The 25,141-nt window shown below is 65.1% G+C and carries 17 protein-coding genes; 5 read left to right on the forward strand and 12 right to left on the reverse strand.

Annotated features, from left to right (window positions below):
- Window positions 1-61 precede the first annotated feature (61 nt).
- The 3 genes from VFW84_RS04765 (at window position 62) to VFW84_RS04775 (ending at window position 4,933) form a co-directional block, all read left to right on the forward strand.
- Window positions 62-1,270 carry a sensor domain-containing diguanylate cyclase gene (locus VFW84_RS04765; RefSeq protein ID WP_329679292.1) on the forward strand — a complete coding sequence of 403 codons (1,209 nt, stop codon included), beginning with the start codon at window positions 62-64 and terminating at the stop codon, window positions 1,268-1,270.
- Between the two features lie 187 nt (window positions 1,271-1,457).
- Entirely contained in the window at window positions 1,458-2,972 is a 1,515-nt protein-coding gene (locus VFW84_RS04770; RefSeq protein WP_329679293.1) for an NAD(P)/FAD-dependent oxidoreductase, read from the forward strand.
- Between the two features lie 11 nt (window positions 2,973-2,983).
- Window positions 2,984-4,933, forward strand: coding sequence for an aminopeptidase P family protein (locus VFW84_RS04775; protein ID WP_414638895.1), 1,950 nt, complete (start codon window positions 2,984-2,986; stop codon window positions 4,931-4,933).
- Between the two features lie 207 nt (window positions 4,934-5,140).
- Here VFW84_RS04775 and VFW84_RS04780 read toward each other — a convergent pair whose 3' ends face one another.
- Window positions 5,141-6,103, reverse strand: a complete 963-nt coding sequence (locus tag VFW84_RS04780) for a sodium-dependent bicarbonate transport family permease (protein ID WP_329679295.1) — start codon at window positions 6,101-6,103, stop codon at window positions 5,141-5,143.
- A 71-nt stretch (window positions 6,104-6,174) separates the two neighbouring features.
- Here VFW84_RS04780 and VFW84_RS04785 point away from each other — a divergent pair, with 71 nt between their 5' ends.
- On the forward strand, window positions 6,175-7,131 hold the full coding sequence (locus tag VFW84_RS04785) for a LysR family transcriptional regulator (protein WP_329679296.1): 957 nt from the start codon (window positions 6,175-6,177) through the stop codon (window positions 7,129-7,131).
- Between the two features lie 12 nt (window positions 7,132-7,143).
- On the opposite strand, the gene VFW84_RS04790 is transcribed toward VFW84_RS04785, so the two are convergent.
- Window positions 7,144-9,528: a protein kinase domain-containing protein gene (locus VFW84_RS04790; protein ID WP_329679297.1), complete on the reverse strand. Its 2,385-nt coding sequence runs from the start codon at window positions 9,526-9,528 to the stop codon at window positions 7,144-7,146.
- Between the two features lie 24 nt (window positions 9,529-9,552).
- Window positions 9,553-11,343: an ATP-binding protein gene (locus VFW84_RS04795; protein WP_329679298.1), complete on the reverse strand. Its 1,791-nt coding sequence runs from the start codon at window positions 11,341-11,343 to the stop codon at window positions 9,553-9,555.
- A gap of 217 nt (window positions 11,344-11,560) precedes the next feature.
- On the opposite strand from VFW84_RS04795, the gene VFW84_RS04800 reads away from it, so the two are divergent.
- The gene (locus tag VFW84_RS04800; protein ID WP_329679299.1) at window positions 11,561-12,346 is read left to right on the forward strand and encodes a glutathione S-transferase family protein; all 786 of its coding nucleotides are present in this window, start codon (window positions 11,561-11,563) and stop codon (window positions 12,344-12,346) included.
- Between the two features lie 33 nt (window positions 12,347-12,379).
- On the opposite strand, the gene VFW84_RS04805 is transcribed toward VFW84_RS04800, so the two are convergent.
- From VFW84_RS04805 to VFW84_RS04845, 9 genes are all read right to left on the reverse strand, one after another.
- Entirely contained in the window at window positions 12,380-13,087 is a 708-nt protein-coding gene (locus VFW84_RS04805) for a carbonic anhydrase (protein WP_329679300.1), read from the reverse strand.
- A gap of 7 nt (window positions 13,088-13,094) precedes the next feature.
- Entirely contained in the window at window positions 13,095-13,901 is an 807-nt protein-coding gene (locus VFW84_RS04810) for a peptidylprolyl isomerase (RefSeq protein ID WP_329679301.1), read from the reverse strand.
- 6 nt (window positions 13,902-13,907) lie between these two features.
- A complete protein-coding gene (narI, locus tag VFW84_RS04815; RefSeq protein ID WP_329679302.1) occupies window positions 13,908-14,609 on the reverse strand; it encodes a respiratory nitrate reductase subunit gamma in 702 nt (233 codons plus the stop codon).
- On the reverse strand, window positions 14,606-15,340 hold the full coding sequence (gene narJ, locus VFW84_RS04820) for a nitrate reductase molybdenum cofactor assembly chaperone (RefSeq protein ID WP_329679303.1): 735 nt from the start codon (window positions 15,338-15,340) through the stop codon (window positions 14,606-14,608). Before narJ ends, narI begins: the two co-directional genes overlap by 4 nt.
- 2 nt (window positions 15,341-15,342) lie before the next feature.
- A complete protein-coding gene (gene narH / locus VFW84_RS04825) occupies window positions 15,343-16,866 on the reverse strand; it encodes a nitrate reductase subunit beta (protein ID WP_329679304.1) in 1,524 nt (507 codons plus the stop codon).
- Window positions 16,863-20,687: a nitrate reductase subunit alpha gene (locus tag VFW84_RS04830; RefSeq protein WP_329679305.1), complete on the reverse strand. Its 3,825-nt coding sequence runs from the start codon at window positions 20,685-20,687 to the stop codon at window positions 16,863-16,865. The genes narH and VFW84_RS04830 overlap by 4 nt, the downstream gene beginning before the upstream one ends.
- Before the next feature lie 20 nt (window positions 20,688-20,707).
- The gene (locus tag VFW84_RS04835; protein WP_329679306.1) at window positions 20,708-22,159 is read right to left on the reverse strand and encodes a NarK family nitrate/nitrite MFS transporter; all 1,452 of its coding nucleotides are present in this window, start codon (window positions 22,157-22,159) and stop codon (window positions 20,708-20,710) included.
- Window positions 22,160-22,182: 23 nt separating this feature from the next.
- A complete protein-coding gene (locus VFW84_RS04840) occupies window positions 22,183-23,445 on the reverse strand; it encodes a nitrate/nitrite transporter (protein ID WP_329679307.1) in 1,263 nt (420 codons plus the stop codon).
- 159 nt (window positions 23,446-23,604) lie between these two features.
- Window positions 23,605-25,140, reverse strand: a complete 1,536-nt coding sequence (locus VFW84_RS04845) for a TolC family protein (protein WP_329679308.1) — start codon at window positions 25,138-25,140, stop codon at window positions 23,605-23,607.
- Window position 25,141: the final 1 nt, after the last annotated feature.

Here is a 25,141-nt window from a genome sequence, read left to right on the forward strand (position 1 = left end):
ATCTCAAGTCGCGAAGGAAGTGACCGAAAACACCATTACTGTCCTTGCAGTCGGGGTGTCCATGTCATCGAACATCGTTTCGTCGACCTTGGAGACGCCCTCTCTTGTCCGTCATCTGCCCACCCTGGCCCATCTGGCCGCCGGGGCCTCCATGGCAGCGACCGGATACGTGTTGTCGTCTCCCAGTCTTTCTCCTCTCCATTGGGTCGGGCCGGGTGCCCTGGCCCTGATCGCCGCATTCAGCTGGCGAGCCGGCCTGGCCAGACCCCGTGAAGCGCCATTGCGCATCGAAGAGGCCCCACCGCCCAGTGTGCGGCAGACGGACACACCCGCGCCCACCGCCGACACATCGACGCTGACGCAGCGCGCACTGGGCCTGCTCGGTCAGGCCTTCGACCAATCAGGCCAAGCCATGGTGATCACGGATGCCCTGGACCGCGTTGTGCTGGTCAATCCGGCCTTTGAGGCCCTCACGGGGCGCATCGGCCGTCAGATGGTGGGTCAGCCCGCCGAGTTGCTGGGCCTGGTGCCTCTTCGCCCCAGTCATCTGGCAGGCATCGATGACGCCCTGCGACAGGGCACGCGCTGGTCCGGTGAGTCCGAACTGGTCGGCGCCGACGGTCAAACCCATGATCTGTGGCTTCATGTGAGCACCATCCGTGACGCCGAAAAGCGCCTCAGCCACCACTGTCGCGTGTTCCAGAACGTCGAGCCGCTGAAGGAGCAATTGCGCCAGATGGCCGACCAGGCCCGCCACGACAGCCTCACCAGCCTGCCCAACCGGCGTGCCTTTGGCGAATACCTGTTCCAGGCCATGGCCCGCACACGACGCTACCCCAAGACTCTGGCCATCATGTGCGTCGATCTGGACGGCTTCAAGGCCGTCAATGACCAGCATGGTCACCATGTGGGCGACCTGCTGCTGGTGCAGGTGGCACGGCGGCTGGAGGCCTGCGTGCGCACCACGGACACGGTCTGCCGCATGGGCGGTGACGAGTTCATGCTCATCCTGGAAGGCGCGGGCACCTCCGGCGAAATCCAGCGCATCGGACAACGGGTGCTGTGCTGTCTGACCGAGTCCTACGCGATCGAGGGTAAGCACCTGCGGGTGACGCCCAGCATCGGTGCCGTGGTGCACGAGCCCCAGGAAAGCGACACCACCCTGGTTCAACGCGCCGACGCCGCCATGTACGCGGCCAAGAACGCCGGCAAATGCCGGATGGTGCTGGACGAAGGCCTGGGGGTTTCACCAGATGCGCAAGCGGCGTGAAGCAGACGGCGGACGCGTGACGACGGGCGTATGACACCCCACGATCCGGGGAGGCACCATGATGGTGCCAAACCACACACGAGGACTCGACACTGGTATAAACACCAACATAAACACTGACACCGATCAACATGCTGCCGAGCGCTCTGTGCTCAGGCAGCCCAGACCAAAGAAGTAGAGAGTCCGCATGCCCAAGACTGCCGCCGTCACCTCATCGTCGACTGCTTCCGGGGCCCCTGCGGCGCAACGGCCGCGTGTGGTCATCATCGGCGCGGGCTTCGGCGGGCTGGAAGCGGCCAAGGCGCTGGCCCGAGCCGATGTCGACATCGTCGTCATCGACCGCACCAACCACCACCTCTTCCAGCCTCTGCTCTACCAGGTCGCCACGGCCGGACTGCATGCCCCCGCCATCGCGGCCCCCATCCGCCACATCCTGCGCCATCAGATCGCGAGCGGCCAGCTCACCGTGCTGATGGGCGAGGTCACCGGCATCGATGCGGCCTCCGATTGCGTGGTGATGAACGGTGGCGAGCATCTGCACTTCGATCACCTGATCGTGGCGGCCGGCGCCACCCACAGCTACTTTGGCAACGACCAGTGGGCCAAGTACGCCCCCGGTCTCAAGACCCTGGGCGATGCCTTCACCATCCGCCGCCGCGTGCTGACGGCCTTTGAACATGCCGAACGCGAAACCGACCCCGTGGCGCGCGAGCCGTGGCTGACCTTTGCCGTGGTCGGCGCGGGCCCCACCGGGGTCGAGATGGCCGGCACCATGGCGGAGATCGCCCAGCACACGCTAAGCGAAGAGTTCCGCCGCATCGACTCGCGCAGCGCCCGCGTCATCCTGATCGAAGGCGCCCCGCGCGTGCTGGGCACCTTTCCCGAAGACCTGTCGGAAAAGGCCCGCACCCAGTTGCAAGGCCTGGGCGCCGAGGTGCTGACAGGCGCCAAGGTCACCAACATCACCGCCTTCGGCATCCACTACGACCTGCAGGAGCCCGGCCCCGATGGCCAGCCCCGCACCGTCTCGCATTTCCTGCCCGCCCGCACCGTGGTGTGGGCCGCAGGTGTCGCCGGTTCGCCTTTGGGCCGCGCCCTGGCCAAGAGCACAGGCTGCCAGCTCGATCGTGCCGGCCGCGTGCTGGTCGAATCCGACCTGACCGTGCCGGGCCACCCCAACATCACCGTGGTGGGTGACCTGGCCAGCGCCAAGAGCTATCTGGACCCCGAGCACCCGGCCCCCGTGCCCGGGGTGAGCCCGGCCGCCAAGCAGATGGGCCGCAAGGTGGCACTCAATCTGATCCGTCGCATGAAGGGCCTGGAGCCCCAGGCCTTCCGCTATTTCGACTACGGCTCGCTGGCCACCATCGGCAAGCGCGCGGCTGTGGCCATGATCGACATCCCCTTCACGAGCAAGAAGATCAAGTTCAGCGGCTTCCCGGCCTGGCTGTTCTGGCTCTTCGTGCACGTGTACTTCCTGATCGGCTTTCGCAACCGCATGGTGGTGTTCATGGACTGGGCCTGGGCCTACTTCACCTCGCAGCGCCATGCCCGCGTCTTCCCTGATCCGCATGCGCTGGAGCCCAACACCATGCTGGTGAAGGTGCCCGGGGTGGTGGTGTCCAACCCGCCCGCGCCGACACAGCAGCAGCACAACGCCAGCGCCTCCAGCACCATGGCGCCAGGATCCCGCGCCGCCTGAAGGGGCGGACGATGCGGCCAAGCGGCGGCATCCGTGGCACGATGATGCCCTGGCCTGCCACTGGGGCAGGCCCATCGTCAGACCACCGTACCGTGACCGACACCTCCTCGACCGCCACACCGCTGGCCACCATCCCCGAACGCCTGCACGCCTGCCGTCAGGCGCTGGCCGCACAAGGGCTGCACGCCTGCCTGCTGCCCAGCAGTGACCCTCACCTCTCCGAGTACCTGCCCGAGCGCTGGCAGGGCCGCCAGTGGCTCAGCGGTTTCACCGGGTCCTCCGGCACCCTGATGGTCAGTGCCGAGCGCGCCGCCCTGTTCACCGACAGCCGCTACTGGGAACAGGCCGAGGCCGAACTGGCCGGCAGCGGCATCGATCTGGTCAAGCTGGAAGGCGCGGCCACCCCGGCCTACCTGAGCTGGCTGGGCACGGCCCCCGAGGGCACGCCCACCGTGGTGGTCGATGGCGATGTGCTGGGCCTGGCCCAGACACAACAGTTGCGTGAGGCCCTGCGCGCGCAAGGCTGGGCTTTGCGCACCGATCTGGACATCCTGGAGGGCGTCTGGCCCCAGCGCCCAGGCCTGCCGCAGGACCCGGTGTACGAGCATGCGGCCCCGCATGCCTGCATCCACCGCGACGACAAGCTGGCCCGCATTCGCCAGGCGATGATCGAGAAAGGCGCCACCCACCACTGGCTGGCCACGCTCGATGATCTGGCTTGGCTGCTGAATCTGCGCGGCACCGATGTCGAGTACAACCCCGTCTTTCTGGGCCATGCCCTGATCGAGCTGGACAGCGCCACGCTGTTCGTGGCGGCTGGCAAGATCGAGCCGGACCTGATCGAGCGGCTGGCCCACGATGGCGTCAAGGTGCGCGACTATGGCGAGGCCTTGCCCGCCCTGCGTCAGTTGCCTGAGACGGCCGTGCTGCTGATCGACCCCAAGCGGCTGACCTGGGGGCTGCGTCAGGCCGTGCCCGAGGGCGTCAAGGTGATCGAATCGATCAACCCCAGCACCCTGGCCAAATCCCGCAAGAGCCCGGCCGAGGCGGCCTTCATCCGCGAGGCCATGGAGCGCGACGGCGCCGCCATGTGTGCCTTCTATGCCTGGTTCGAGCAGGCATTGGGCCGGGAGGCCGTGAGCGAGCTGACCATCGATGAGCGACTGACTGCCGAGCGTGCCCGGCAGACCGATTTCGTCTCGCTGAGTTTTCCCACCATTGCCGGCTTCAACGCCAACGGGGCCCTGCCCCACTACCGCGCCACAGCCGAAGCGTTTGCCATGCTGAGCACCTCGGCGGGCCTGAGCGCGCAGGGCCTGGTGCTGATCGATTCGGGCGCACAGTACCTGGGTGGCACCACCGACATCACGCGTGTGTGGCCCGTGGGCACCCCCACGCCGGCGCAAAAACGGGACTTCACCCTGGTGCTCAAGGGCACGATCGGCCTGTCGCGCATGAAGTTCCCCCGGGGCACGCTGTCGCCCATGCTGGACGCCGTGGCCCGCGCGCCCCTGTGGGAGCAGGGCATGGACTTCGGCCACGGCACGGGGCACGGTGTGGGCTACTTCCTCAATGTGCACGAAGGCCCGCAGTCCATCTCCAAGGCCGTGCCCGATGCCACCATGGCCATGCAGCCCGGCATGATCACCTCGATCGAGCCGGGGCTGTACCGCCCTCGCCAATGGGGCATCCGCATCGAAAACCTCGTGCTCAATGTGCCCTCCCCGCCCCTGGTCCAGGACGCTGCCCCGGGCTCGCCCGAATACGGCGAATACCTGGCGTTCGAGACCCTGAGCCTGTGTCCCATCGACACCCGCTGCATCGACCTGGCCCTGATGCGCGATGACGAGCTGGCCTGGCTCAATGGCTATCACGCCGAGGTGCTGCGTCGCCTGCGTCCGCACGTGAATGGGGACGCCCTGTCCTGGCTGGAGACCCGCACGCGGGCACTGCAGCGCTGAACTGCGCCACGGCTGTGCAGCCGTGCACCAAAAGCCTTCATCCCTGCGGCCCAAACACCGTCAGGGAGCGGGCATTGTTCTTGCGTACATGGACGGGGCCAGACAAGCACTTCGCTCAGGGCCCCGTGCTGAGCACCCGGACTGCGGCCGCCGCGGCCCGGGTGCCGCCAGCATCCTTGATGCCACATCGCCTGACAGGCGCTTCGCTCAGAGCACCGCGCTCGCCGCACGCAGATACAGCGGAATCCCCAGCAAGATATTGAAGGGAAAGGTCAGCCCCAGCGACATGCCCAGGTACAAGGCAGGTTGCGCCTCGGGAATGGCATGGCGCACCACGGCCGGCACGGCAATGTAGGACGCGCTGGCCGCCAGCACCATCAGCAAGGCACCGTCACCCTCGCTCATGCCCGCCGCCCAGGCGCAGACCAGAGCCAGCGTCGCATGCACGATGGGCGCCAGGGTGGCGTAGGCCAGCAACCAGGGCGAACGCCCCTTGAGGCCGCCCATGTGGCGCGCAGCATTCAGCCCCATGTCCAGCAGGAAGAAGGCCAGCATGCCCTTGAACAGATCCACGGAAAACGGGCTCATCACCTCCTGACCCTTGTCCCCCGTGAGCAGTCCCACCACCATGGCCCCCAGCAGGAGCAACTGTGCCCCATCGGTGAGTGACTCATGCAGCAGCTTGCCCATGGAGACCTGCTGCCCTGCGACCGCACCACCCTCACGCTGACGCACCCGATTGGCCAGCAGCACCGCCATCACGATGGCCGGCGACTCCATCAAGGCCATGGCCGCCGCCATGTGACCGCCGTAGCTCAGGCCCCGGCTGTCAAGCACCTGCACCGCCGTGATGAAGGTGACCGCGCTGACCGAACCATAGGTGGCCGAGACGGCCGCTGCGTCAAAGCCTGACAACCAGCGCCGCAGCAAGCCGTAACCCATCAGCGGCACCACGAACGCCAGCATCAGCGCCAGACCCAGGCTGATCGCCACCTCCATCGTCAAACCCGTGCGCGCCAGGGCAAATCCGCCCTTGAGGCCCAGTGACATCAACAGATACAGGGACAGGAAGCGGGCTATGGGCGGTGGAATCTCCAGGTTGGAGCGCACCAGACCGGCCAGCAGGCCGAACACGAAAAACAGGATGGCCGGGTCAAGAAAGGTCTGCATGCCGCGCATGGTGCCCCATCACACACATCCTGAAAAGTGATATGTTTCGATCAAATACATCGGACTTTCAAATGACCATGGATTCACCGGAAAACACCCCGCCAGGTCTGGAGCGTGTGCCACGCGCCACCCTGGTCCAGTTGCGCAGCTTTGAGGCCGTGGCCCGGCTGGGCGGCGTAGGCCGTGCCGCGCGCGCCTTGCATCTGGCGCAGCCCACCGTGTCCACCCAGATCAAGGAGCTGGCCACGGCCATCGGCATGCCCCTGTTCGAGCCCCGCGGTCGCGGTCTGGCACTCACACCCCATGGCGAACTGCTGGTAGGCACCGTGCGCGAGATCTTCGCCACCTGGCAGCGCTTCGAGGAGCAGACGGCCGAACTGCAGGGCTTGCGGCGCGGTCGCCTGCGCATCGCCGCGGTGACCACCACCGAGTACTTTCTGCCTGATCTGCTGGGCCCCTTTGCGCGCGCCCACCCCGGCATCGACATCGAGCTGGCCGTGGAAAACCGAGACCAGATCATCGCGCGCCTGGAGCGCAATGAGGACGAACTCACCGCCATGATGCTGCCGCCCACCCACTTGCCCCTGCACCGCTGGCCCTTCCTGGAGAACCCGCTGGTCATCATCTGTGCGCTAGGACACCCGCTGACTCAGCGCAAGCGGCTCAAGCTCGCCCAGCTCACGCATGAGCCCCTGCTGGTGCGCGAGGCCGGTTCGGGCACCCGACTGGCCACCCACCAGGCCCTGGACGAACACGGCATCGAATGGCGGCCCCGCATGGCGCTGGGCAGCAACGAAGCCATCAAGCATGCCGTGCGCGCAGGTCTGGGCCTGGCCGTGCTCTCGCGGCACACCCTGGGGGATGACCCCGCGCGCGAAGGCCTGGCCGTGCTCCAGGTGACAGGTTTTCCGATCCGCCGCATGTGGCACCTGGTCTGGCGCCGGGACCGTGCCTTGTCCCTGCCGGCTCGCACCCTGCTGCAGGACATCCGCTCACGCCTGGGTGTGCGCACGGCACCGGCCCCCTGAGGGGATGGGCGCTCAGCGGTGCGGGCTACCCGAGCCGCTGTCCTGCGGGGATGAACGCTCCCGCTCGCGCTGGCGCAGCACGTCGATCAGCACATTGAAGGTACGCGAGAGCTGACCGATCTCATCCCGTGTTCTGACCACCAGGCTGGCCTTGGCAAAGTCGCCGCGCTTGAGCGCTTCAGCCGCGCGTGTCAGGGCTTGAATGGGCCGCACGATGCTGCGCGCCAACAGCAGGGCCAGACCCACAAACAGCAGGCCGACCAGCCCCATGCTCCACAGCAATTGAGTGAAGAGACGGTCCACAGGCGCCTGGAAGGCCGCACGTGATTCACTCACCCCGACCACCCAGTTGTGCCCTGACACGGGCGCAAACCCCGCGATCTCGTCTTCCCTGGACAAGGGAGAGTGGTAGGCCAGGTGCCCCTGACGGGAGGCGCCGACCATGGCCCGCGCCAGATCGACCAGCCCCAGGTCATCGATGCGCTCTCGCTGGAAGCGCCGGTCTGCATGGATGCGCTCCAGCGCCTTGGGCGGCAAGGGGGCCAGGCTGCGATAGAGCAGACGGGCGTCAGGGTGAGTGATCACCACACCATCGCCATCCACCATGAAGGGTGTGAGCTGAGCATCGTCCGTGGACTCCTTCAACATGGTGCGGAAAGCCTCGGCGCGGATGCGCATGGCCAGGACCCCGATCACGGCTCGCGCTTCGTCCAGCACGGGCACGGCGTGGAACATGCCTGCCTGCCCCGTCACCGACCCCACTACCATGCCTGAGACATGACGCCGGCCGGCCCGCGCCGACTGGAAGTAGTCACGGAACCCGAAGTTGCGGCCCGTGATCTGAGGATCACTGGACACCAGCACCTGGCCTTGCAGGTCCATGAGCATCATCAGATGGAGCTCTGGATTGGCCTGCACCAGACGCTCGAACTTGTGCCGCAAGGCCTGCGCAGCGCCCTCGTCAGGCGCGTGCAGGAAGCCCGACAGAGCAGCATCGGATGCGAGTGAGCCGGCCAGCAGATCCGTGTCCTCGATCAACTGCGAGACACGAGCGGCCGCCCCTCTGGCCAGTTGCTCCAGATTGCTCAGCTCGGCCTGAGAGACCGCGTCCAGACTGCCCTGCAGGTTGACATAGCCCGTGGCCAGCATGGGCGCCAGCGCAGCCACCGTCATGGCCACACTCATCTTGACCGCCATGGGCCAGGAAGCAGGCTGCACCAGTTGGCGCCAGGCCCGACGCAGGTGCGGCCCCCACTGAGCGGGAGAGCGAAGCACCGCCCATCCCTGCAAACCCGGCAAGGCGGGGGCATCACCCGCCATCAGTGCCTCACGCAGTCCCAGGCTGCTGGCATGCGCAGCAAACAGGGCGGCACGCCATGGTGTGATGTCTTGCGGGCGATCACCTGGCTGCAGGGCCAGCGCCCAGTCGATGGCCGCCAGGAATGGCTCGCTGAAGCGTCCCTGCCCTGCCTGCTTTGCGGGGATCAGGGGATCGGCACCTCGCCCCGCCGCGATCAGACGGTCCATGGCATCGGGTGGCTTGCGTCCGGTCACGGCCCAGTACAAGGTGGCTCCCATGGCATAGATGTCGGTCCATGCGCCCTGCGCGCCGTCCTCGTATTGCTCGATGGGGGCATAGCCGGGAGTCACCGCCACATCGTCATCGGTGCCCCCACCCACGGCCTGCCGGGCCGAGCCGAAGTCCAGCAGCACCAAGGAGCCGTCATAGCGACGCACCTGGATGTTGTCCGGTTTGATGTCCCGGTGCAAGAAGCCCGCCGCATGGACCACCGACAAGCCGTCCAGCAAGGGCTGCAGCAGGCGGGCCAAGGCCTTTTCGCCCAGATGGGCATGGGCAGGCCACCAGGTTCTGAAGGACTCACCGGGCTCATAGTCCAGCACCATATAGGCCGTCTGATGCGCCTCGAAGAAGCGAGACACCCGCACGATATGGGGATGCCGAAAGGTCGCCAGCGTGCGCCCCTCCACCAGGAAGCTGCTCAAGCCGCTCTTGTAGCGCGGCAGATAGCGGCTGGAATGCGCGGACACGGTCTTGCCGGAGGTGCGAAACGCGATCTCCTCGGGCAGGTACTCCTTGATGGCCACCCTGGCGTTGAGATTGACGTCGGTGGCCAGGTAGGTGATGCCAAAGCCCCCCTGCCCCAGCACACGGTCGATGCGGTATTCATGCAATCTGAACCCGGCGGGCAAGGCCAGCGCGGTGCCCGACTGCGGCTGGAAGGGCCGAGCGGGCTTCACCGCCTCGGGCATCGGCAAGGAGAACGCGACCGCGCCCTTGACGAGGGTCTGATCTGGATCGTCCTGAGGCAGACAAGGCGCCCCCGTGACCCGGGTGATGTCGTCGTCCTCTGCCCTTGGATCACTGACACGGTTCATGCCCAGGCGCTCCCGCAGTCGTCGTCAACCCGACTTCAACGCCAGGCCCAGATGGCGCGCCAGCAGGCGCATCAGGTCCTCCGGCCGGAAGGGCTTGGCCAAGTGGTCATCCATGCCCGCCGCCATGCAGCGCTGCACATAGGTCTCCAGGCCATTGGCGGTCAAGGCCACGATGCTCACCGGCGCACGGCCCGTGGCGCGCTCATGTGCGCGGATGCGGCGCGTCGCCTCGAAGCCATCCATGTCCGGCATCTCACAGTCCATCAGCACCAGATCGGCTTGCTGGTGGGTCAGCCATTCGAGCGCCTCGCGGCCGTTGTCCTTGACGGTCACCGTCATCCCGAGGCGTTGCAGCTCGGCTTCGGCCACGAGGGCATTGACGGGGTTGTCCTCGACCAACAGCACATGGTGCACCTGACCATCGAGCTCCGCCATGGTGGCGGGCAGGGTGTCGGCACGGATCGGTTCGTCCGGCAACACCGGCAGTGGCAACAGGAAGGTGAACACCGATCCCTGCCCCGGCGTGCTGCGGCAGCTCATGTCTCCGCCCATCGCGCGACACAGGTCGCGAGAAATCGTCAGGCCCAGCCCCGTGCCGCCGACATGCCGGCGGTAGGTGTCCTCGGCCTGATAGAAGGCATCGAACACATGCGCCAGATCGTCGGGCGCAATCCCGATGCCAGTATCCTGCACCTCGATGCGCACCATCTGCCCCCCGCGCTCACGAGTGGCACGCAGGCTGACCTCCCCTTCGTGCGTGAACTTGATCGCATTGCCCAGCAGGTTGTGCAGCACCTGGCGCAAGCGCACCGGGTCGCCCATCACATCCACGCCGCGCTCGATGTCCAGCGCCAGTGTCAGCGTGAGGCCCTTGTCGGTGGCGGCAACCTGCGAGGTGTCGGCCACTTCAGTCAGCAGATCATGCAGATCGAAACGCTGCTCATGCAGCGGCAGACTGCCTGATTCCATGGCGGAAAAATCCAGCACGTCATTGATCACATTGATCAGGTGGTGGCCCGAACCGCGGATCAGCGTCAATTGCTTGAGGGACTGAGGATCCTGCTCCTTGGTCAGCAGGAGGCGCACCAGGCCCAGGATGCCGTGCAAGGGGGTTCGCATCTCATGGCTCATGGTGGCCAGGAAACGGCTCTTGGTCTCGCTCAGCAAGCGTGCCTGCGTCAATGCCTGAGACTGCGCATGGGCCACCTGCTCGCTCTGGAAGCGCAAACGCATCAACTCGCTCATGCGGCGATGCGAATGGCGCGACTCGCGCAGCAACAGCATGAGCATCCCGAACAGGGACAGGGCGCAGAACACGCCCAGATCATCGTGACGGGTCAGCGCATAGATGCCATTGGGCAGCAAGATGGGCACGATGAACAGCGCAGCCGCCAGGCGATCGATCTGCAGCATGAAGGTGCCCAGCGCGGACACCGCGATCATCACACCGATGGTGACCGCCGCCACTTCGAGGTTCTGGAGCGGTGTCAACCACCAGCCCAGCATGCCCCAGGTGACGCCATCCACCCCCACCAGCAGCCGAAACACGGGCAGGGAGGAATGCTGATCCGCCGGCTCGCGCGCCAGAAAGACCAGCGAATTGCGCCAGCGGATCGTGCCCATGACCAGACGTGCAAAGGCAAAAAAGGCCAGATGCTCCACGGGCAAGCGGCGTTGCAGGATCCACAGGACACCCAGGGTCAGCACCCAGCCAAACAAAATATAGCGGGGCACCACCTCGTGCGAAGCACGTTCCAGTTCGCGGACAACGCGGACATCCAGGTCGCGCGACTCCGCCACCGAGGCAGAAGCCAAGGCAGTCGAGGTCGAAGCGGGGGAAAGCAAGGAGCCCATCACAAGCAGTCGGAACGCACAGAGTGGACTGAAGTCCGACGAGTATGCAGGGGCCTCGGAGAAGGCATAAGGCAGAGTTGCACCGGGACCTGCCCCCAGTCGTGAGTTTCTGTGCCGACGACCTGATGACCCCAGGCGGTAGCATGTCACCTTGAACAGTCCCCACTCATCCGGTTTCATGACGCCCCTGCCCCACCCCACGACGCTCTACACCATCGCCATGTCGCACTACAGCGAGAAGATCCGCTGGCTGCTGGACCATGAAAAGGCGAGCTATCGCGAGGTGGCGCTGACACCGGTGTTCCATGTGCGCCCGGCCCTGCTCAAGGGCATGCGCGCCCGAACCACCGTGCCGGTGCTGCAGGTGGGGAACACATCGGTGCAGGACAGCACCCGGATCATTGAATGGCTGGCGCGTGACCACGGTCCCCTGAGCACCCTGCCCGCGGCCTACGCGGCCGACATCATGGCGGTGGAAGACCGTTTTGACGCCATCGGCAAGGACGTAGCGCGCTACCTGTACTTCACGGGTTTCGAGCACACCGAGACCATCCTGGACATGTGGACCCGCTTTGCGTCGCCCTTCGAAGCGCGCGTGGTGCGCTGGAGCTACCCGCTCATCAAGGCCGTGTTCAAGATCAAGCTCAACATCAACGCGGCAGCCGCTCAACGTGCCGAGCAACGCATCGACGCGGCCTTGACATGGCTGGAAGAGCGGATCGCCCAGGGCCAGACTTACCTGGTGGGTGATCAATGGACGGTGGCCGACATCACCGCCGCCTCCCTGCTGGCCCCCATGGCCTGCCCCCTGGAGCACCCGGTCTATGGCGCACCGTCGTTCCGCAGCAAGATGCTCCCCACGCAGGCCTTGTGGCGTGATCGCCCGGGGCTGGAGTGGGTTCGCCAGATGTATGCCCGTCATCGGGGCCCCGTGTGGGTCCAGGCACCCACGGGGCACGCCTGAAAGCGACCTGGATCGAGCCAGTCTGGCGCTCGTTCAGCTCGTTCGCCCCTGATACCAGCTCGAGTCCACCTCATTGAAGATGGATCCGCTGTCCTCCTCGGGCTGGTGGTAAGGCCCCGTGCCGCTGTGCTCCGCCGTCGAGGCGGGCACGAAGCTACCTGACTTGACGTCGAAGACATAGACCTCGCCTTCTTCGATGACGTAGTGCCATCCATGCAGTGAGATCTCTCTCTTTTCGACGCGCTGGCGCACCATGGGGTAGTCCATCAGGCGCTCCAGCTGCAGCACCACCGAGCGCTGCTCCGTGCGGCGCAGGGCCTCGGGGCTGACCTGCACGGGCAAGGCGGCCTCACGCGCCAGGTCCAGCCAGGCCTGCAGGTTCTTGGCCTCGGGTGAGATCTCTTCGTACAGTGCCTTCACGGCACCGCAGTGCGAATGGCCGCAGACGATGATGTGGCTGACGTGCAGATTGAGCACGGCATACTCAATGGCTGCGGCCGTGCCATGCAGACCATGCAGGCCGTTGTAGGGCGGCACCAGGGCCCCCACGTTGCGGACGATGAACAATTCTCCCGGCCCCGTGCCTGTGAGCATGTAGGGCACCAGGCGGGAATCGGAGCAGCCCACGAACAGGATGGTCGGGTGCTGCCCCTGCTCCACCAGGTGCTGAAACTTCTCCTTGTAGTCGGGGAAGAAGTCGTCGTGAAAGCGCCTCAGGCGCTCCAGCAGGTGGTCATCCATGGGCAGATCACTGCAGCAGTGGCGAATCGGCCGCGTCCAGATCGACGCCTTCGACCTCCCAGCGGCCAGCCAGCAACTGCATGGCCTGACGCAAGGCGGTCACCCAGGCCTGCTGACGCAATGACTGGGCCACAGCCGCCTGCACAGCCTCAAAAGGCTGCGCCTGACCAGGGTCACGCGCCAGCACCTCGACCACGTGCAGGCCGAAGCGGCTGTGGACCAGGCGCGGGAGTACACCCACATTGGCACTGCCCTCGTCCTTGGCAAACAGTTCACGGGCGAACTCAGGAGCGCAGTCCTGGGCGGACAGCCACCCCAGATCACCCCCCTGCGCCGAGCTGGGGCAGTTGGAAAGCAACTGGGCCACTTCGCCAAAACGGCGGGGCTCGGAGCGCACATCCAGCAGGGCCTGCTCAGCCCTCAGGCGCAGGGCCTTGACATCGACCCCGGGTGTGACCGCAAACAAGATGTGTCGGGCCTGCACACGCTCACCGATCGCGTACTGCGAGGCATGCGCGGCAAAGTGTCGACGGCAACTGGCCTCATCGGGCTCGGGCACCTTCAGGTGTCGATCCAGCCAGGTGTCGATGGCTTCAGCCGCCGCTTCGGAGATCACACCGTCCTGGGGAGCGGGATCGTCCGCCGGCAGCAGGCCGTCCTCGATGGCGGCCTGGCGCAAGAGCTCCAGGCTGGCACGCTGGCGGCACTCGGCGTCACTGAGGGCGCTGGCATCATCGGCCAGCACCACCTCACCCACCCGCAGGGTGGCCACCACGGGCGGAACAGCTTCGTTCAAAGGGGTATGGCTGTGCATGGCTGATCACTCCGGCAAACCGATCTTGCGACTGCGCACCACCTGCCAGGGTCGGACCAGATAGCCCACCGTGGCAAAACCGCTCCACACATGCACCAGACGGGTGAAGGGGAAGATGGCGAACAGGCTCATGCCCATGAACATGTGGATCTTGAAGACCGGCGACACATCCGTGATGAAGCTGGCGGCATCGCCCTGGAAGGTCACCAGATGCTGGGCCCAGGACATGAGCTTGAGCATGGTGGCGCCATCGCTGTGCTGGATGGACAGCGGCACGGTGGACAGGCCCAGCAGCAGCGTGGCCAGGATCCAGAACAGCACCAGGAAGTCACGGCCCCGCGAGGTGGCACGCACACGGACATTGGTCAGGCGACGATGGATCAGCAACAAGAGCCCGATCAGGCCAATGCTGCCCAGGATGCCACCGGCCACCACGGCCAGCATCTGCTTCTGTGCGGGTGTCACACCCAATGCATGGATGACCTCGTGCGGGGTCAGCATGCCGAAGAAGTGGCCGAAGAACAGGCCGATGATGCCCAGGTGGAACAGGTTGGAGCCCACCCGCAGGGTGCCGGTGGACAGCATCTGGCTCGACTCGCTGCGCCAGGTGTACTGGTCGCGATCGAAACGGGCCAGGCTGCCCAGCAGAAAGATGGCCCCACAGATGTAGGGATAGATGCCAAAGATGAATTGGTGTGAGAGGCTCATGCTGATGCTCCTCGTTGCGCACCCGACGACGCGCGCCGGACGATCTGGATGGGTTGAGGCTGGTCAGGGCTTTGCTGCCCCTTGCTGGAACAGCCACCGAAGGCTTCGGGTTCGGCCCAGGACGCATCCAGGGCTTCGTCCTCGGGCACCTCGACGGCCTGCAGGGCTTGGTTGGCCAGCTCCAGCACGGCAGCCACCACATGGGCGTACAGGCTGCGGCGCTTGAGCAAGGCGGCATACAGGGCGTTGAGGATGTGGGCAAACTCGGCCACGAAGCCCTGCATCTGCTCGATGGCCAGCGTGGAGGTGAACTCCAGCACCACGGGCAGGTAGTCGGGCAACTCGCCCGCGACCTGGGCCGGGTCCAGGTACAGACCGCCCTGCTCATAGGTCTTGAGCAGGTCGATCATGGCTGGTCCCCGGTCACGCGAGTCTCCGTGCACATGCTCGAACAGGTGCAGCGAGGTGGAGCGCCCCCGGTCGAACAGCTCCACATACTCGGCCTCGACCTCGATGGGGTCCCGTGAGGACAGCACCTCGATGAGAAGCTCCAGCCCCTGCAGGCGCTTGGCCGGCAAGGCATGCTCGGCGTTCAGGGCCTCGCGCAGTTCTGGCAGGGCCGCGCGCAGCTCGGCGTTCGGATAGGTCAGCAAGTGGGCCAGGGCGCGCAGGCTGTAGACCGGCGTGACATGCTGGCCCATGAGGCTTTTCAGGGATGGCAAGGCACTCATGCTCAGACCTCCGACTTGATGGGAATGGTGCGCTTCTTGGTGCCACCGAACAGGCTGGCCTCGGAGGCGCCGTCAGAGCACCCATTGCCAAACGAGAAGCCGCAGCCACCGCGCAGGTCAAAGGCGTTCTCGGCGTACTCGCGGTGCGCTGAGGGGATGACAAAGCGGTCTTCGTAGTTGGCAATGGCCATGACGTGGTACATGTCCTCGACCGTGTTCTTGTCCAGGCTGACCTGGTCGAGCACACGCTTGTTCTCGGCCCCATCCACATGGCGGCTGCGCATGTAGGCGCGCATGGCCAGCATGCGCTCCAGCGCCCGGGTCACCGGGAAGGTGTCGCCGGCCGTCAGCAAGTTGGCCAGGTACTTGACCGGGATGCGCAACTGGTTGACGTCGGGGATCTCGCCATTGACGCCCAGATCGCCCGAGTTGGCGGCGGCCTGGATGGGCGACAGGGGCGGCACGTACCAGACCATGGGCAGGGTGCGGTACTCGGGGTGCAGGGGCAGTGCCACCTTCCACTCGACCGCCATCTTGTAGACGGGGCTGTTGCGGGCAGCCACCAGCCAGGACTCGGGGATGCCGTCGGCCCGGGCCTGCTCGATCACCTTGGGGTCGTTGGGATCCAGGAAGAGATCCAGTTGGGCCTGGTACAGGTCACGGTCGTGTTCAACGCTGGCGGCCGCCTGGATCTGGTCGGCGTCATACAGCAGCACGCCCAGGTAGCGGATGCGGCCCACGCAGGTCTCGGAGCACACCGTCGGCTGGCCCGCTTCGATGCGGGGGTAGCAGAAGATGCACTTCTCGGCCTTGCCCGATTGCCAGTTGTAGTAGATCTTCTTGTAGGGGCAGCCTGAGACGCACATGCGCCAGCCGCGGCACTTGTCCTGATCGATCAGGACGATGCCGTCTTCCTCGCGCTTGTAGATCGAGCCCGACGGGCACGATGCCACGCAGGCGGGGTTGAGGCAGTGCTCGCACAGGCGAGGCAAGTACATCATGAAGGTGTTTTCGAACTGCCCGTAGATGTCCTTCTGGATGGCGTCGAAGTTCTTGTCCTTGCTGCGCTTGGCGAACTCGCCACCCAGGATCTCCTCCCAGTTGGGGCCCCACTCGATCTTCTCCATGCGCTGGCCGGTGATCAGGCTGCGCGGACGCGCGGTGGGCGCGGCCTTCGACTTGGGCGCGTTCTGCAGGTGCTCGTAGTCGAAGGTGAAGGGCTCGTAGTAGTCGTCGATTTGTGGCAGGTTCGGGTTGGAGAAGATCTTCATCAACAAGCTGAGCTTGCCGCCCTGGCGAGGCTCGATCTTTCCGTTGCTCTTGCGCACCCAGCCACCATTCCACTTGTCCTGGTTCTCCCACTCTTTGGGATAACCGATGCCGGGCTTGGTCTCGACGTTATTGAACCAGGCGTACTCGACGCCGGGGCGAGAGGTCCAGACGTTCTTGCAGGTCACCGAGCAGGTGTGGCAACCAATGCACTTGTCCAGGTTCAGGACCATCCCGATTTGAGCGCGAACTTTCATGCGTGTGCTCCTTGCGAGCTGGTGGCGGAACCTTCACCGTCCAGCCAGTCGACCTTGTTCATCTTGCGCACCACGACGAACTCGTCGCGGTTGGTGCCGATGGTTCCGTAGTAGTTGAAGCCGTAGCTGAGCTGGGCGTAACCGCCGATCATGTGGGTGGGCTTGAGCACGATCCGGGTGACCGAGTTGTGGATGCCCCCCCGCGTGCCGGTGATCTCCGAGCCCGGGGTGTTGATGATCTTTTCCTGTGCGTGGTACATCATGACCATGCCCGGGTTGACGCGCTGGCTCACCACCGCACGGGCCGCAATGGCGCCGTTGGTGTTGAACAGCTCGACCCAGTCGTTGTCCACGATGCCCGCCCGTTTGGCGTCATCCTCGCTCAGCCAGATCACCGGGCCACCGCGGTTGAGCGTGAGCATCAACAGGTTGTCCGTGTAGGTGGAGTGGATGCCCCACTTCTGGTGCGGCGTGATGAAGTTGAGCGCGATCTCCTTGTGGCCGTTGGGCTTGCGATCCTGCACGTCGTGCAGGGTCTTGAGGTCCACGGGCGGACGGTAGGACACGAAGCCCTCGCCGAAAGCGATCATCCAGGGGTGATCCTGATAGAACTGCTGACGGCCCGTCAGGGTGCGCCATGGAATCAGCTCATGCACATTGGTGTAGCCGGCGTTGTAGGACACCTTCTCGCTTTCCAGGCCTGACCAGGTGGGCGAGGAGATGATCTTGCGCGGCTGCGCCTGGATGTCGCGGAAGCGGATCTTCTCGTCTTCGCGGTGCAGGGCCAGGTGGGTGTGATCCAGACCGGTCTGCTTGCCCAGCGCATCCCAGGCCTTGACGGCCACATGGCCGTTGGTCTCGGGAGCCAGCATCAGCACCACTTCGGTGGCGTCGATGTCGGACTCGATCTTGGGCAAGCCCTGGCTGACACCTTCGTCACGCACACGACCATTGAGATCCCCCAAGGCCTTGACTTCATCCTGGGTGTTCCAGCCGATGCCCTTGCCGCCATTGCCCAGCTTGTTCATCAAGGGGCCCAGCGAGGTGAAGCGCTTGTAGGTGTTGGGGTAGTCGCGCTCGACCACGGTGATCTGCGGCGCGGTCTTGCCTGGGATCAGGTCGATCTCGCCACGCTTCCAGTCCTGCACGCCAAAGGGCTGCGCCATCTCGGCCGGGGTGTCGTGCATGATGGGGGTCATCACGACCTCCTTCTCGGCACCCAGGTGGCCCACACAGACTTCGGAGAAGGTCTTGGCAAAACCCTTGTAGATCTCCCAGTCAGAGCGTGCTTCCCAGGCCGGGTCCACCGCCGTGGACAGCGGGTGGATGAAGGGGTGCATGTCGCTGGTGTTGAGGTCGTTCTTCTCGTACCAGGTGGCCGTGGGCAGCACGATGTCCGAGTACAGGCAAGTGGTGCTCATGCGGAAGTCCAGCGTGACCAGCAGGTCCAGCTTGCCTTCAGGTGCATGGTCATGCCATTTGACTTCCAGCGGCTTGGCATCGTTGGACCCGAGGTCCTTGCCTTGCACGCCGTGGGTGGTGCCCAGCAGATGCTTGAGGAAGTACTCGTGCCCCTTGCCCGATGAGCCCAGGATGTTCGAGCGCCACACGAACATGTTGCGCGGCCAGTTGGCCGGGTTGTCCGGGTCCTCGCAGGACAGCTTGAGCGAGCCGTCCTTGAGGGCACCGATGACATAGTCCTTGGGATCCAGGCCCTTGGCCGTGGCGTCCTGAACCACCTTGAGCGGGTTGGTCTGCAGCTGGGGTGCCGAGGGCAGCCAGCCCATGCGCTCGGAGCGCACGTTGTAGTCGATCATGCTGCCGCCGAACTGGGCCTTGTCAGCCAGCGGTGAGAGCACTTCTTCGACGCCCAGCTTCTCGTAGCGCCACTGGTCGGTGTGGGCGTAGAAGAAGCTGGTGGAGTTCTGCTGACGGGGGGGGCGCGACCAGTCCAGGGCAAAAGCCAGCGCGGTCCAGCCGGTCTGGGGACGCAGTTTTTCCTGGCCCACGTAGTGAGCCCAGCCGCCACCGGACTGACCGATACAGCCGCACATCATCAGCATGTTGATGATGCCCCGGTAGTTCATGTCACAGTGGTACCAGTGGTTCATGGCTGCGCCGATGATGACCATGGACTTGCCATGGGTCTTGTCGGCGTTGTCGGCGAACTGGCTGGCCACGGTGATGAGCTGGGCGCGTGGCACCCCGGTGATCTGCTCCTGCCAGGCCGGGGTGTAGGGCACGTTCTCGTCGAAGGACTTGGCGCCATCGTCCACCAACTGGCCACTGGCGTCCTTGAGGCCACGGAACACGCCGTAGCTGGCCACCTGCAGGTCGAACACGGTGGCCACCCAGACCTCGCGGCTCTGGCCATCCTTGCCCTGCACGGTCACGCGCTGCATGGGCACATTGCGCAGCAGGATGTCGCTTTGCGTGTTGTGCTGGAAGTTGGGGGTCTCGATGCCGCCAAAGTAGGGGAAGGCCACCTTGTTGACGTCGGCCGGGCGCACTTCGGCCTGGCTGGCGTCCTCCAGCACGGACAGCTTGAGCGTGATCTGGCGATCGCCCACGGCTTCCTTGTCTTCGAGGTTCCACTTGCCCTGGTCGGGGCGGCCATCGGCGCCCCAGCGGAAGCCGATCGAGCCATTGGGCTGCACGATGGCGCCTTCGCTGTCATAGGCCAGGGTCTTCCACTCGGGGTTGGTGCCGCTGGCCAGATCGCCGCTCATGTCGCTGGCGCGCAGGTAGCGGTCCGGCACCAGCGCCTTGCCTGCAGGGGTGTCCTGCTCCTTGAGCATGACCAGCATGGGCAGGTCGGTGTAGCGGCGGGCGTAGCCGTCGAAGTAGGTGCTGCGCTTGTCAAAGTAGAACTGCTTGAGGATCACATGGCCCATGGCCATGGCCACGGCCGAGTCGGTGCCCTGCTTGGGGTGCATCCAGATGTCGGCCAGCTTGGAGATCTCAGCGTAGTCGGGGGTGACGGCCACCGTCTTGGCCCCCTTGTAGCGCACCTCGGTGAAGAAGTGGGCATCGGGTGTGCGGGTCTGGGGCACGTTGGAGCCCCAGGCGATGATGAAGTTGGAGTTGTACCAGTCGGCCGACTCGGGCACGTCGGTCTGCTCACCCCAGATCTGCGGGCTGGCTGGCGGCAGGTCGCAATACCAGTCGTAGAAGGACATGCACACGCCACCGATCAGGCTGAGGTAGCGGCTGCCGGCGGCATAGCTGATCATGGACATGGCCGGGATCGGCGAGAAGCCGATGATGCGGTCAGGGCCATGCTGCTTGATGGTGTAGACGTTGGCCGAGGCGATGATCTCGTTGACCTCTTCCCAGGTGGTGCGAACAAAGCCACCCAGGCCACGCTCCTTCTGCCAGCTGCGACGGGTCTCGGCGTTGCTCATCAGGGCCGCCCAGGCGTCCACCGGGGTCTTGGCCACCGTGCGGGCGGCACGCCAGTGCTTGAGCAGCTCACCGCGCACCATGGGGTGCTTGACGCGGTTGGCGCTGTAGAGGTACCACGAGTAGCTGGCGCCCCGGGCACAACCACGGGGCTCGTGGTTGGGCAGATCGTCGCGGGTGCGGGGGTAATCGGTCTGCTGGGTTTCCCAGGTGACGATGCCGCCCTTGACATAGACCTTCCACGAGCACGAACCCGTGCAGTTCACGCCATGGGTGGAGCGCACGATCTTGTCGTGCTGCCAGCGGTTGCGATAGGCATCTTCCCAGGTGCGATCTTCACCCGTGGTGACGCCGTGACCATCGGCGAACCCCTGCTTGGGTTGGGCGAAAAAGGTCAGTCGGTCGAGGAAATGACTCATGAGTGTTCTCCGAGTTCTGATCAGCAGGGCTGTTCAGCGTTGTCGCGGGCATAGAACCACCATGTGGTCACGATGCACAGCAGATAGAAGGCGATGAAGACCAGCAGGGCCGCCTCGGGGCCGCCGGTGGCGGCGATCGAGGTGCCGTAGCTCTTGGGGATGAAGAAGCCACCGTAAGCCGCGAAGGCACCGGTGAAGCCCAGCACGGCGGCCGCTTCGGTATTGGCCTCCTTGATCGCAGCGTTCATGGCAGACTCGTCATTGCGGGCCACGCGGCTGGTCTTGAGGTTCATGAAGATCACGGGGATCATGCGGAAGGTCGAGCCGTTGCCGATGCCGGTGGTCAGGAACAGCACCAGGAAGCTCAGGAAAAAGCCGGTGAAGCTGCCTTCAGCAGGCCCCCAGGGCAGTGCGTACGCGCTGTGCGAGCCCTTGGGCAGGAAGATCAGCACGCCCACCACGGCGATGGCCATGACGATGAAGTTCCACAGCGTGACCTTGGCGCCACCGAGCTTGTCGGCCAGCCAGCCACCCACGGGGCGGATCAGGGCGCCGACCAGGGGACCGATCCAGGCGTAGGCCAGCGGGTTCACATCCTTGAACTGCGACTTGATCAGCAGGGGAAAGCCAGCGGCATAACCGATGAAGGAGCCGAAGGTGCCCAGATACAGGATGCACATCAGCCAGTTGTGCTTGTTGCGAAAGATGGCCGCCTGTGTGGCGAAAGAGGCCTTCGCATCGGCAATGTCGTTCATGAAGAACCAGGCGGCCAGCGTGGCGATCACGATCCAGGGCACCCACACGAAGGCGGCGTTCTGGGCCCAGATCTCGACGTGCTGACCGGCCTTGTTGACGATCTGCTGCGACTCACCGCCAAACACACCGAACAGGCCCACCGAGATGATGATGGGGCTGAGGAACTGCACCACCGACACCCCCAGATTGCCCAGACCGGCGTTCACCCCCAGGGCCGAGCCCTTGCGCTCCTTGGGAAAGAAGAAGCTGATGTTGGCCATGCTGGAGCTGAAGTTGCCGCCCCCCAGGCCGCACAGCAGCGCCAGGATCAGCATGGTGGGATACGGTGTGGTGGGATCTTGCACCGCGTAGCCGATGCCGATGGCCGGAATCAGCAGCGAGGCCGTGGAGATGGCCGTCCAGCGACGACCGCCCACCACCGGCACCATGAAGGAGTAGAAGATACGCAGCGTGGCACCCGAGAGCGCCGGGGCCGCGGCCAGCCAGAACAGCTGGTTGGTGGAGTACTTGAAGCCCATCTGCGGCAGGTTGACGGCGACCACGCTCCACAGCTGCCAGACGGCAAACGCGAGGAAGAGCGCGGGCACGGACACCCACAGATTGAGCTTGGCAATGGCCTGACCCTGGGTTTCCCAGAAGGCCTTGTCCTCAGGGGTCCAGACGGTCAAGGTACTGCCCGGGCGGGCCGATCTTGCCGATGTGGTGGTGGTTGACATGATGGTTTCCTTGAGAGGGGATTTCAAGCGCGTTGACCGACCACGGCGCCCTGGGGCTCGCCGCCCAGCACGTCACGGGTGCGCACTTCGGTCAGATACATCCAGATCAGCGAGACCCAGACCACGCCATAGAGCAACATGAAGGCGCTGGAGCGGATGCCGGTGACATCCAGCAGGAAGCCGAAGATGATGGGCAGCACGAAGCCCCCCATGCCACCGGCCAGACCCACGATGCCCGAGATGGCACCGATGTTCTTGGGATAGTCATCGCTGATGTACTTGAAGACGCTGGCCTTGCCGAAGGCCCAGGCGATGCCCAGGACAAACATCAGCGCAGTGAAGGTGTAGACATTCAGGCCGATGTGAAAGGTCTTGGGGCCGTTGATCGTCAGGATGGTGAAGTCGGTCTGCGGATAGCTCAGCAGGAACAGGCAGATCCAGCTCACCCACATCACCCACCAAGTCACCTTGTGGGCGCCATGCTTGTCCGACAGGTAGCCGCCGATGGCCCGCAGCACGCCGCCAGGCAGCGAGAAGCAGGCGGCCAGCAGCGCGGCCACGCGGATGTCCAGGCCGAATTCACCCACGTAGTACTGCACCATCCACAGGCTCAGGCCCACATAACCGCCGAACACGATGCTGTAGTACTGGCAGTACTTGAGCACGCGCGGATCCTTGAGCTGCTTGAGCTGCTCTGCAAAGCTGGCCTTGGATTCCACCAGGTGCGAGGGGTCCGAGTGGCTGCCCACCCAGAACAGCAGGGCGGCGCCCAGCATCACGGCCGCGTAGACCTGGGGCACCATGGTCCAGCCGAAGGCCACGACCAGGGCCGGGGCCACGAACTTGTTGACCGCGGCGCCCGAGTTGCCCGCCCCGAACACCCCCATGGCGAACCCTTGCTGGTGCTTGGGGAACCAGCGAGCCACATAAGGCGTGCCCACCGAAAAGGAGCCCCCTGCCAGACCGACGAACAGCCCCAGCACCAGGAAGTGCCAGTACTGCGTGGCGTAGCTCATCAGCCAGATGGGGATCACGCACAGCATCATCGTGATGAACAGGACGATGCGCCCGCCGAAGCGGTCGGTCCACACGCCCAGAGGCACGCGGATCAGGGACCCGGTGAGCACCGGGGTGGCGGTCAGGAGACCGAATTCAGTGGCACTGAGGCCCAGGGATTTCTTGATCGGTATCCCGATCACCCCGAACATCATCCACACCATGAAGCACACGGTGAAAGCCAGTGTGCTGACGCCCAGTACCGACAGGGCCTTGCTTCTTTGAGACATGGAACTCTCCTTTTCCATGTCTGCCAGTGTGGGAATTCCCGGGGAATCTGACCATCCTTCTCACGGCCGGATGCTGCACTGCAAAAGAACGATGGGCTGCCGATCTCGCCACACCCCCATCGTTCGAAAGGAGTAGTCCGCCACCAGGCTTGCGCCAGATCAAGGCCGACGAGCCGAGAGTTCGCCATCCTCTGCCGACCACCCTCCTCCCAGCGCCTTGTAGAGCAGCACGGTGTAGGTGTTGAGGGAGACATCGGACTGGATGGCCTCGTCCTCCCGCTTCAGCGCTTCGGCATCGGCCTCCAGACTGACCTGCAGCAACTCCTGTCCGGTCGTGAACAGCGCTGCCTTGCGCTGGGCAATCTGCTTGGCCAGCTCCGCCGCCTGCACCATCAGTTCATGGCGTGTCTGAAAGGCCTTGAGGGCCGTGTAGACGTTGTCGACGTCTTCCAGCGCCGACAGCACTTTCTGCTCATATTCCGCCGCCACACCCTCGAGCTGGGCTTGGTTGACGGCGATGTTGGAGCGGATGCGTCCGGCATTGAACAAGGGAATGCGAACCCCCACTCCCAGGGTCTGCAGGCCAAAGTTGGTCCCTTCGATGTTGTCGGGGTGCAGTCGGCCCGCCGCGTTCGAAAAGCCCAGGTAGAACTTGGGCAGCAGGTCGGCCTTGGCCGACCCCACCTTGGCCGCCTGCGCCCTCACCCGCCGGGCCGTGCCCCGCACATCGGGGCGACGCTCCAGCACATCCCCTGGCAGCACGGCCGGCAGACTGGGAGGTCGCCGGGCGGTGGTCGGCCGCGGTGGCAAGACAGCGACCGCCGCGCCCTGAGGAGCCAGCCCGCGAAGCACGGCGATCCGCCTCAGGTGACTGGCCAGGAGCGCCTTGAGCGGCTCGATCTGGGACTGCACGCTGCGCAACTGCAACTCGGCCTTGGCCACCTCGCTCATATTGGTATGCCCGGCCTTGTAGCGCCCCTGGGCATAGCGGACGGCCCGCTCGGCCACGAGCACGCCCCGCTGCAGGGCCTCCATGCGTTGCTCGGCCCCCCGCGCCTCGAAGTAACGCGTGGCGATGTCACCGGCCACCAGCAACTGCGCCCCGTGCTTTTGCTCCTCGGCACCCATGATGAACTGGTGCACCATCTCTGCATCGGCCTGGCGACCACCGAAGACGTCGATCTCCCAGGTCACCTGCAGGCCTGCGGCCGTGGTGTTGCCCATGGGCGTGGACGTGTTGGGGTTCAGGGAAGGCAGCGGAATCTGTGTCGGAATGGGCAGCGGGATGGGCAAGGTGGGCATGCTCAAGCTGCTCTGCCCCGGGACCTGCGAGGTCTGCCGCCCTCTGGCCACCCCACCCATGGCCTCGACCGTGGGGTAGTAGGCCGATTCGGCCATGCCATGGTAGGCCCGGGCTTCCTTGATGCGCGCCAGCGCGATGCGAACATCGGTGTTGTTGCGCAGACCCTCCTCGATCAGCCCGGTGAGCACCGGATCGCGCAGGCTCTCCCACCATTTGGCGATCTCGGCCGGGTCCTGATGACCCGGTCCCAGATCGACCGTGTCGAACTTGTCAGGCAAGGTGGCCTGAAGCGGCGGGATGTCCACGTTCACCGTGGTACAGGCACTCAGGAGCAGCAGCGAACTCCACCCCAGCAGGCGCCCTGCAAAACAACCAGAAGGAAGCGCATTCATG

Origin of the sequence: Aquabacterium sp. (assembly GCF_036279655.1) — a bacterium.
Lineage (GTDB): Bacteria > Pseudomonadota > Gammaproteobacteria > Burkholderiales > Burkholderiaceae_C > Aquabacterium.

Bases quoted from the DNA above. Each gene is read 5' to 3' on its own strand.
- VFW84_RS04785 (WP_329679296.1), top strand. From the start codon at position 6,175: ATGACCATGGATTCACCGGAAAACACCCCGCCAGGTCTGGAGCGTGTG.
- VFW84_RS04840 (WP_329679307.1), bottom strand. From the start codon at position 23,445: ATGTCTCAAAGAAGCAAGGCCCTGTCGGTACTGGGCGTCAGCACACTG.
- VFW84_RS04765 (WP_329679292.1), top strand. From the start codon at position 62: ATGTCATCGAACATCGTTTCGTCGACCTTGGAGACGCCCTCTCTTGTC.
- VFW84_RS04790 (WP_329679297.1), bottom strand. From the start codon at position 9,528: ATGAACCGTGTCAGTGATCCAAGGGCAGAGGACGACGACATCACCCGG.
- VFW84_RS04800 (WP_329679299.1), top strand. From the start codon at position 11,561: ATGACGCCCCTGCCCCACCCCACGACGCTCTACACCATCGCCATGTCG.
- VFW84_RS04830 (WP_329679305.1), bottom strand. From the start codon at position 20,687: ATGAGTCATTTCCTCGACCGACTGACCTTTTTCGCCCAACCCAAGCAG.
- VFW84_RS04845 (WP_329679308.1), bottom strand. From the start codon at position 25,140: ATGAATGCGCTTCCTTCTGGTTGTTTTGCAGGGCGCCTGCTGGGGTGG.
- narI (WP_329679302.1), bottom strand. From the start codon at position 14,609: ATGAGCCTCTCACACCAATTCATCTTTGGCATCTATCCCTACATCTGT.
- VFW84_RS04775 (WP_414638895.1), top strand. From the start codon at position 2,984: ATGCGGCCAAGCGGCGGCATCCGTGGCACGATGATGCCCTGGCCTGCC.
- VFW84_RS04770 (WP_329679293.1), top strand. From the start codon at position 1,458: ATGCCCAAGACTGCCGCCGTCACCTCATCGTCGACTGCTTCCGGGGCC.
- narJ (WP_329679303.1), bottom strand. From the start codon at position 15,340: ATGAGTGCCTTGCCATCCCTGAAAAGCCTCATGGGCCAGCATGTCACG.
- VFW84_RS04835 (WP_329679306.1), bottom strand. From the start codon at position 22,159: ATGTCAACCACCACCACATCGGCAAGATCGGCCCGCCCGGGCAGTACC.
- VFW84_RS04780 (WP_329679295.1), bottom strand. From the start codon at position 6,103: ATGCAGACCTTTCTTGACCCGGCCATCCTGTTTTTCGTGTTCGGCCTG.
- narH (WP_329679304.1), bottom strand. From the start codon at position 16,866: ATGAAAGTTCGCGCTCAAATCGGGATGGTCCTGAACCTGGACAAGTGC.
- VFW84_RS04805 (WP_329679300.1), bottom strand. From the start codon at position 13,087: ATGGATGACCACCTGCTGGAGCGCCTGAGGCGCTTTCACGACGACTTC.
- VFW84_RS04810 (WP_329679301.1), bottom strand. From the start codon at position 13,901: ATGCACAGCCATACCCCTTTGAACGAAGCTGTTCCGCCCGTGGTGGCC.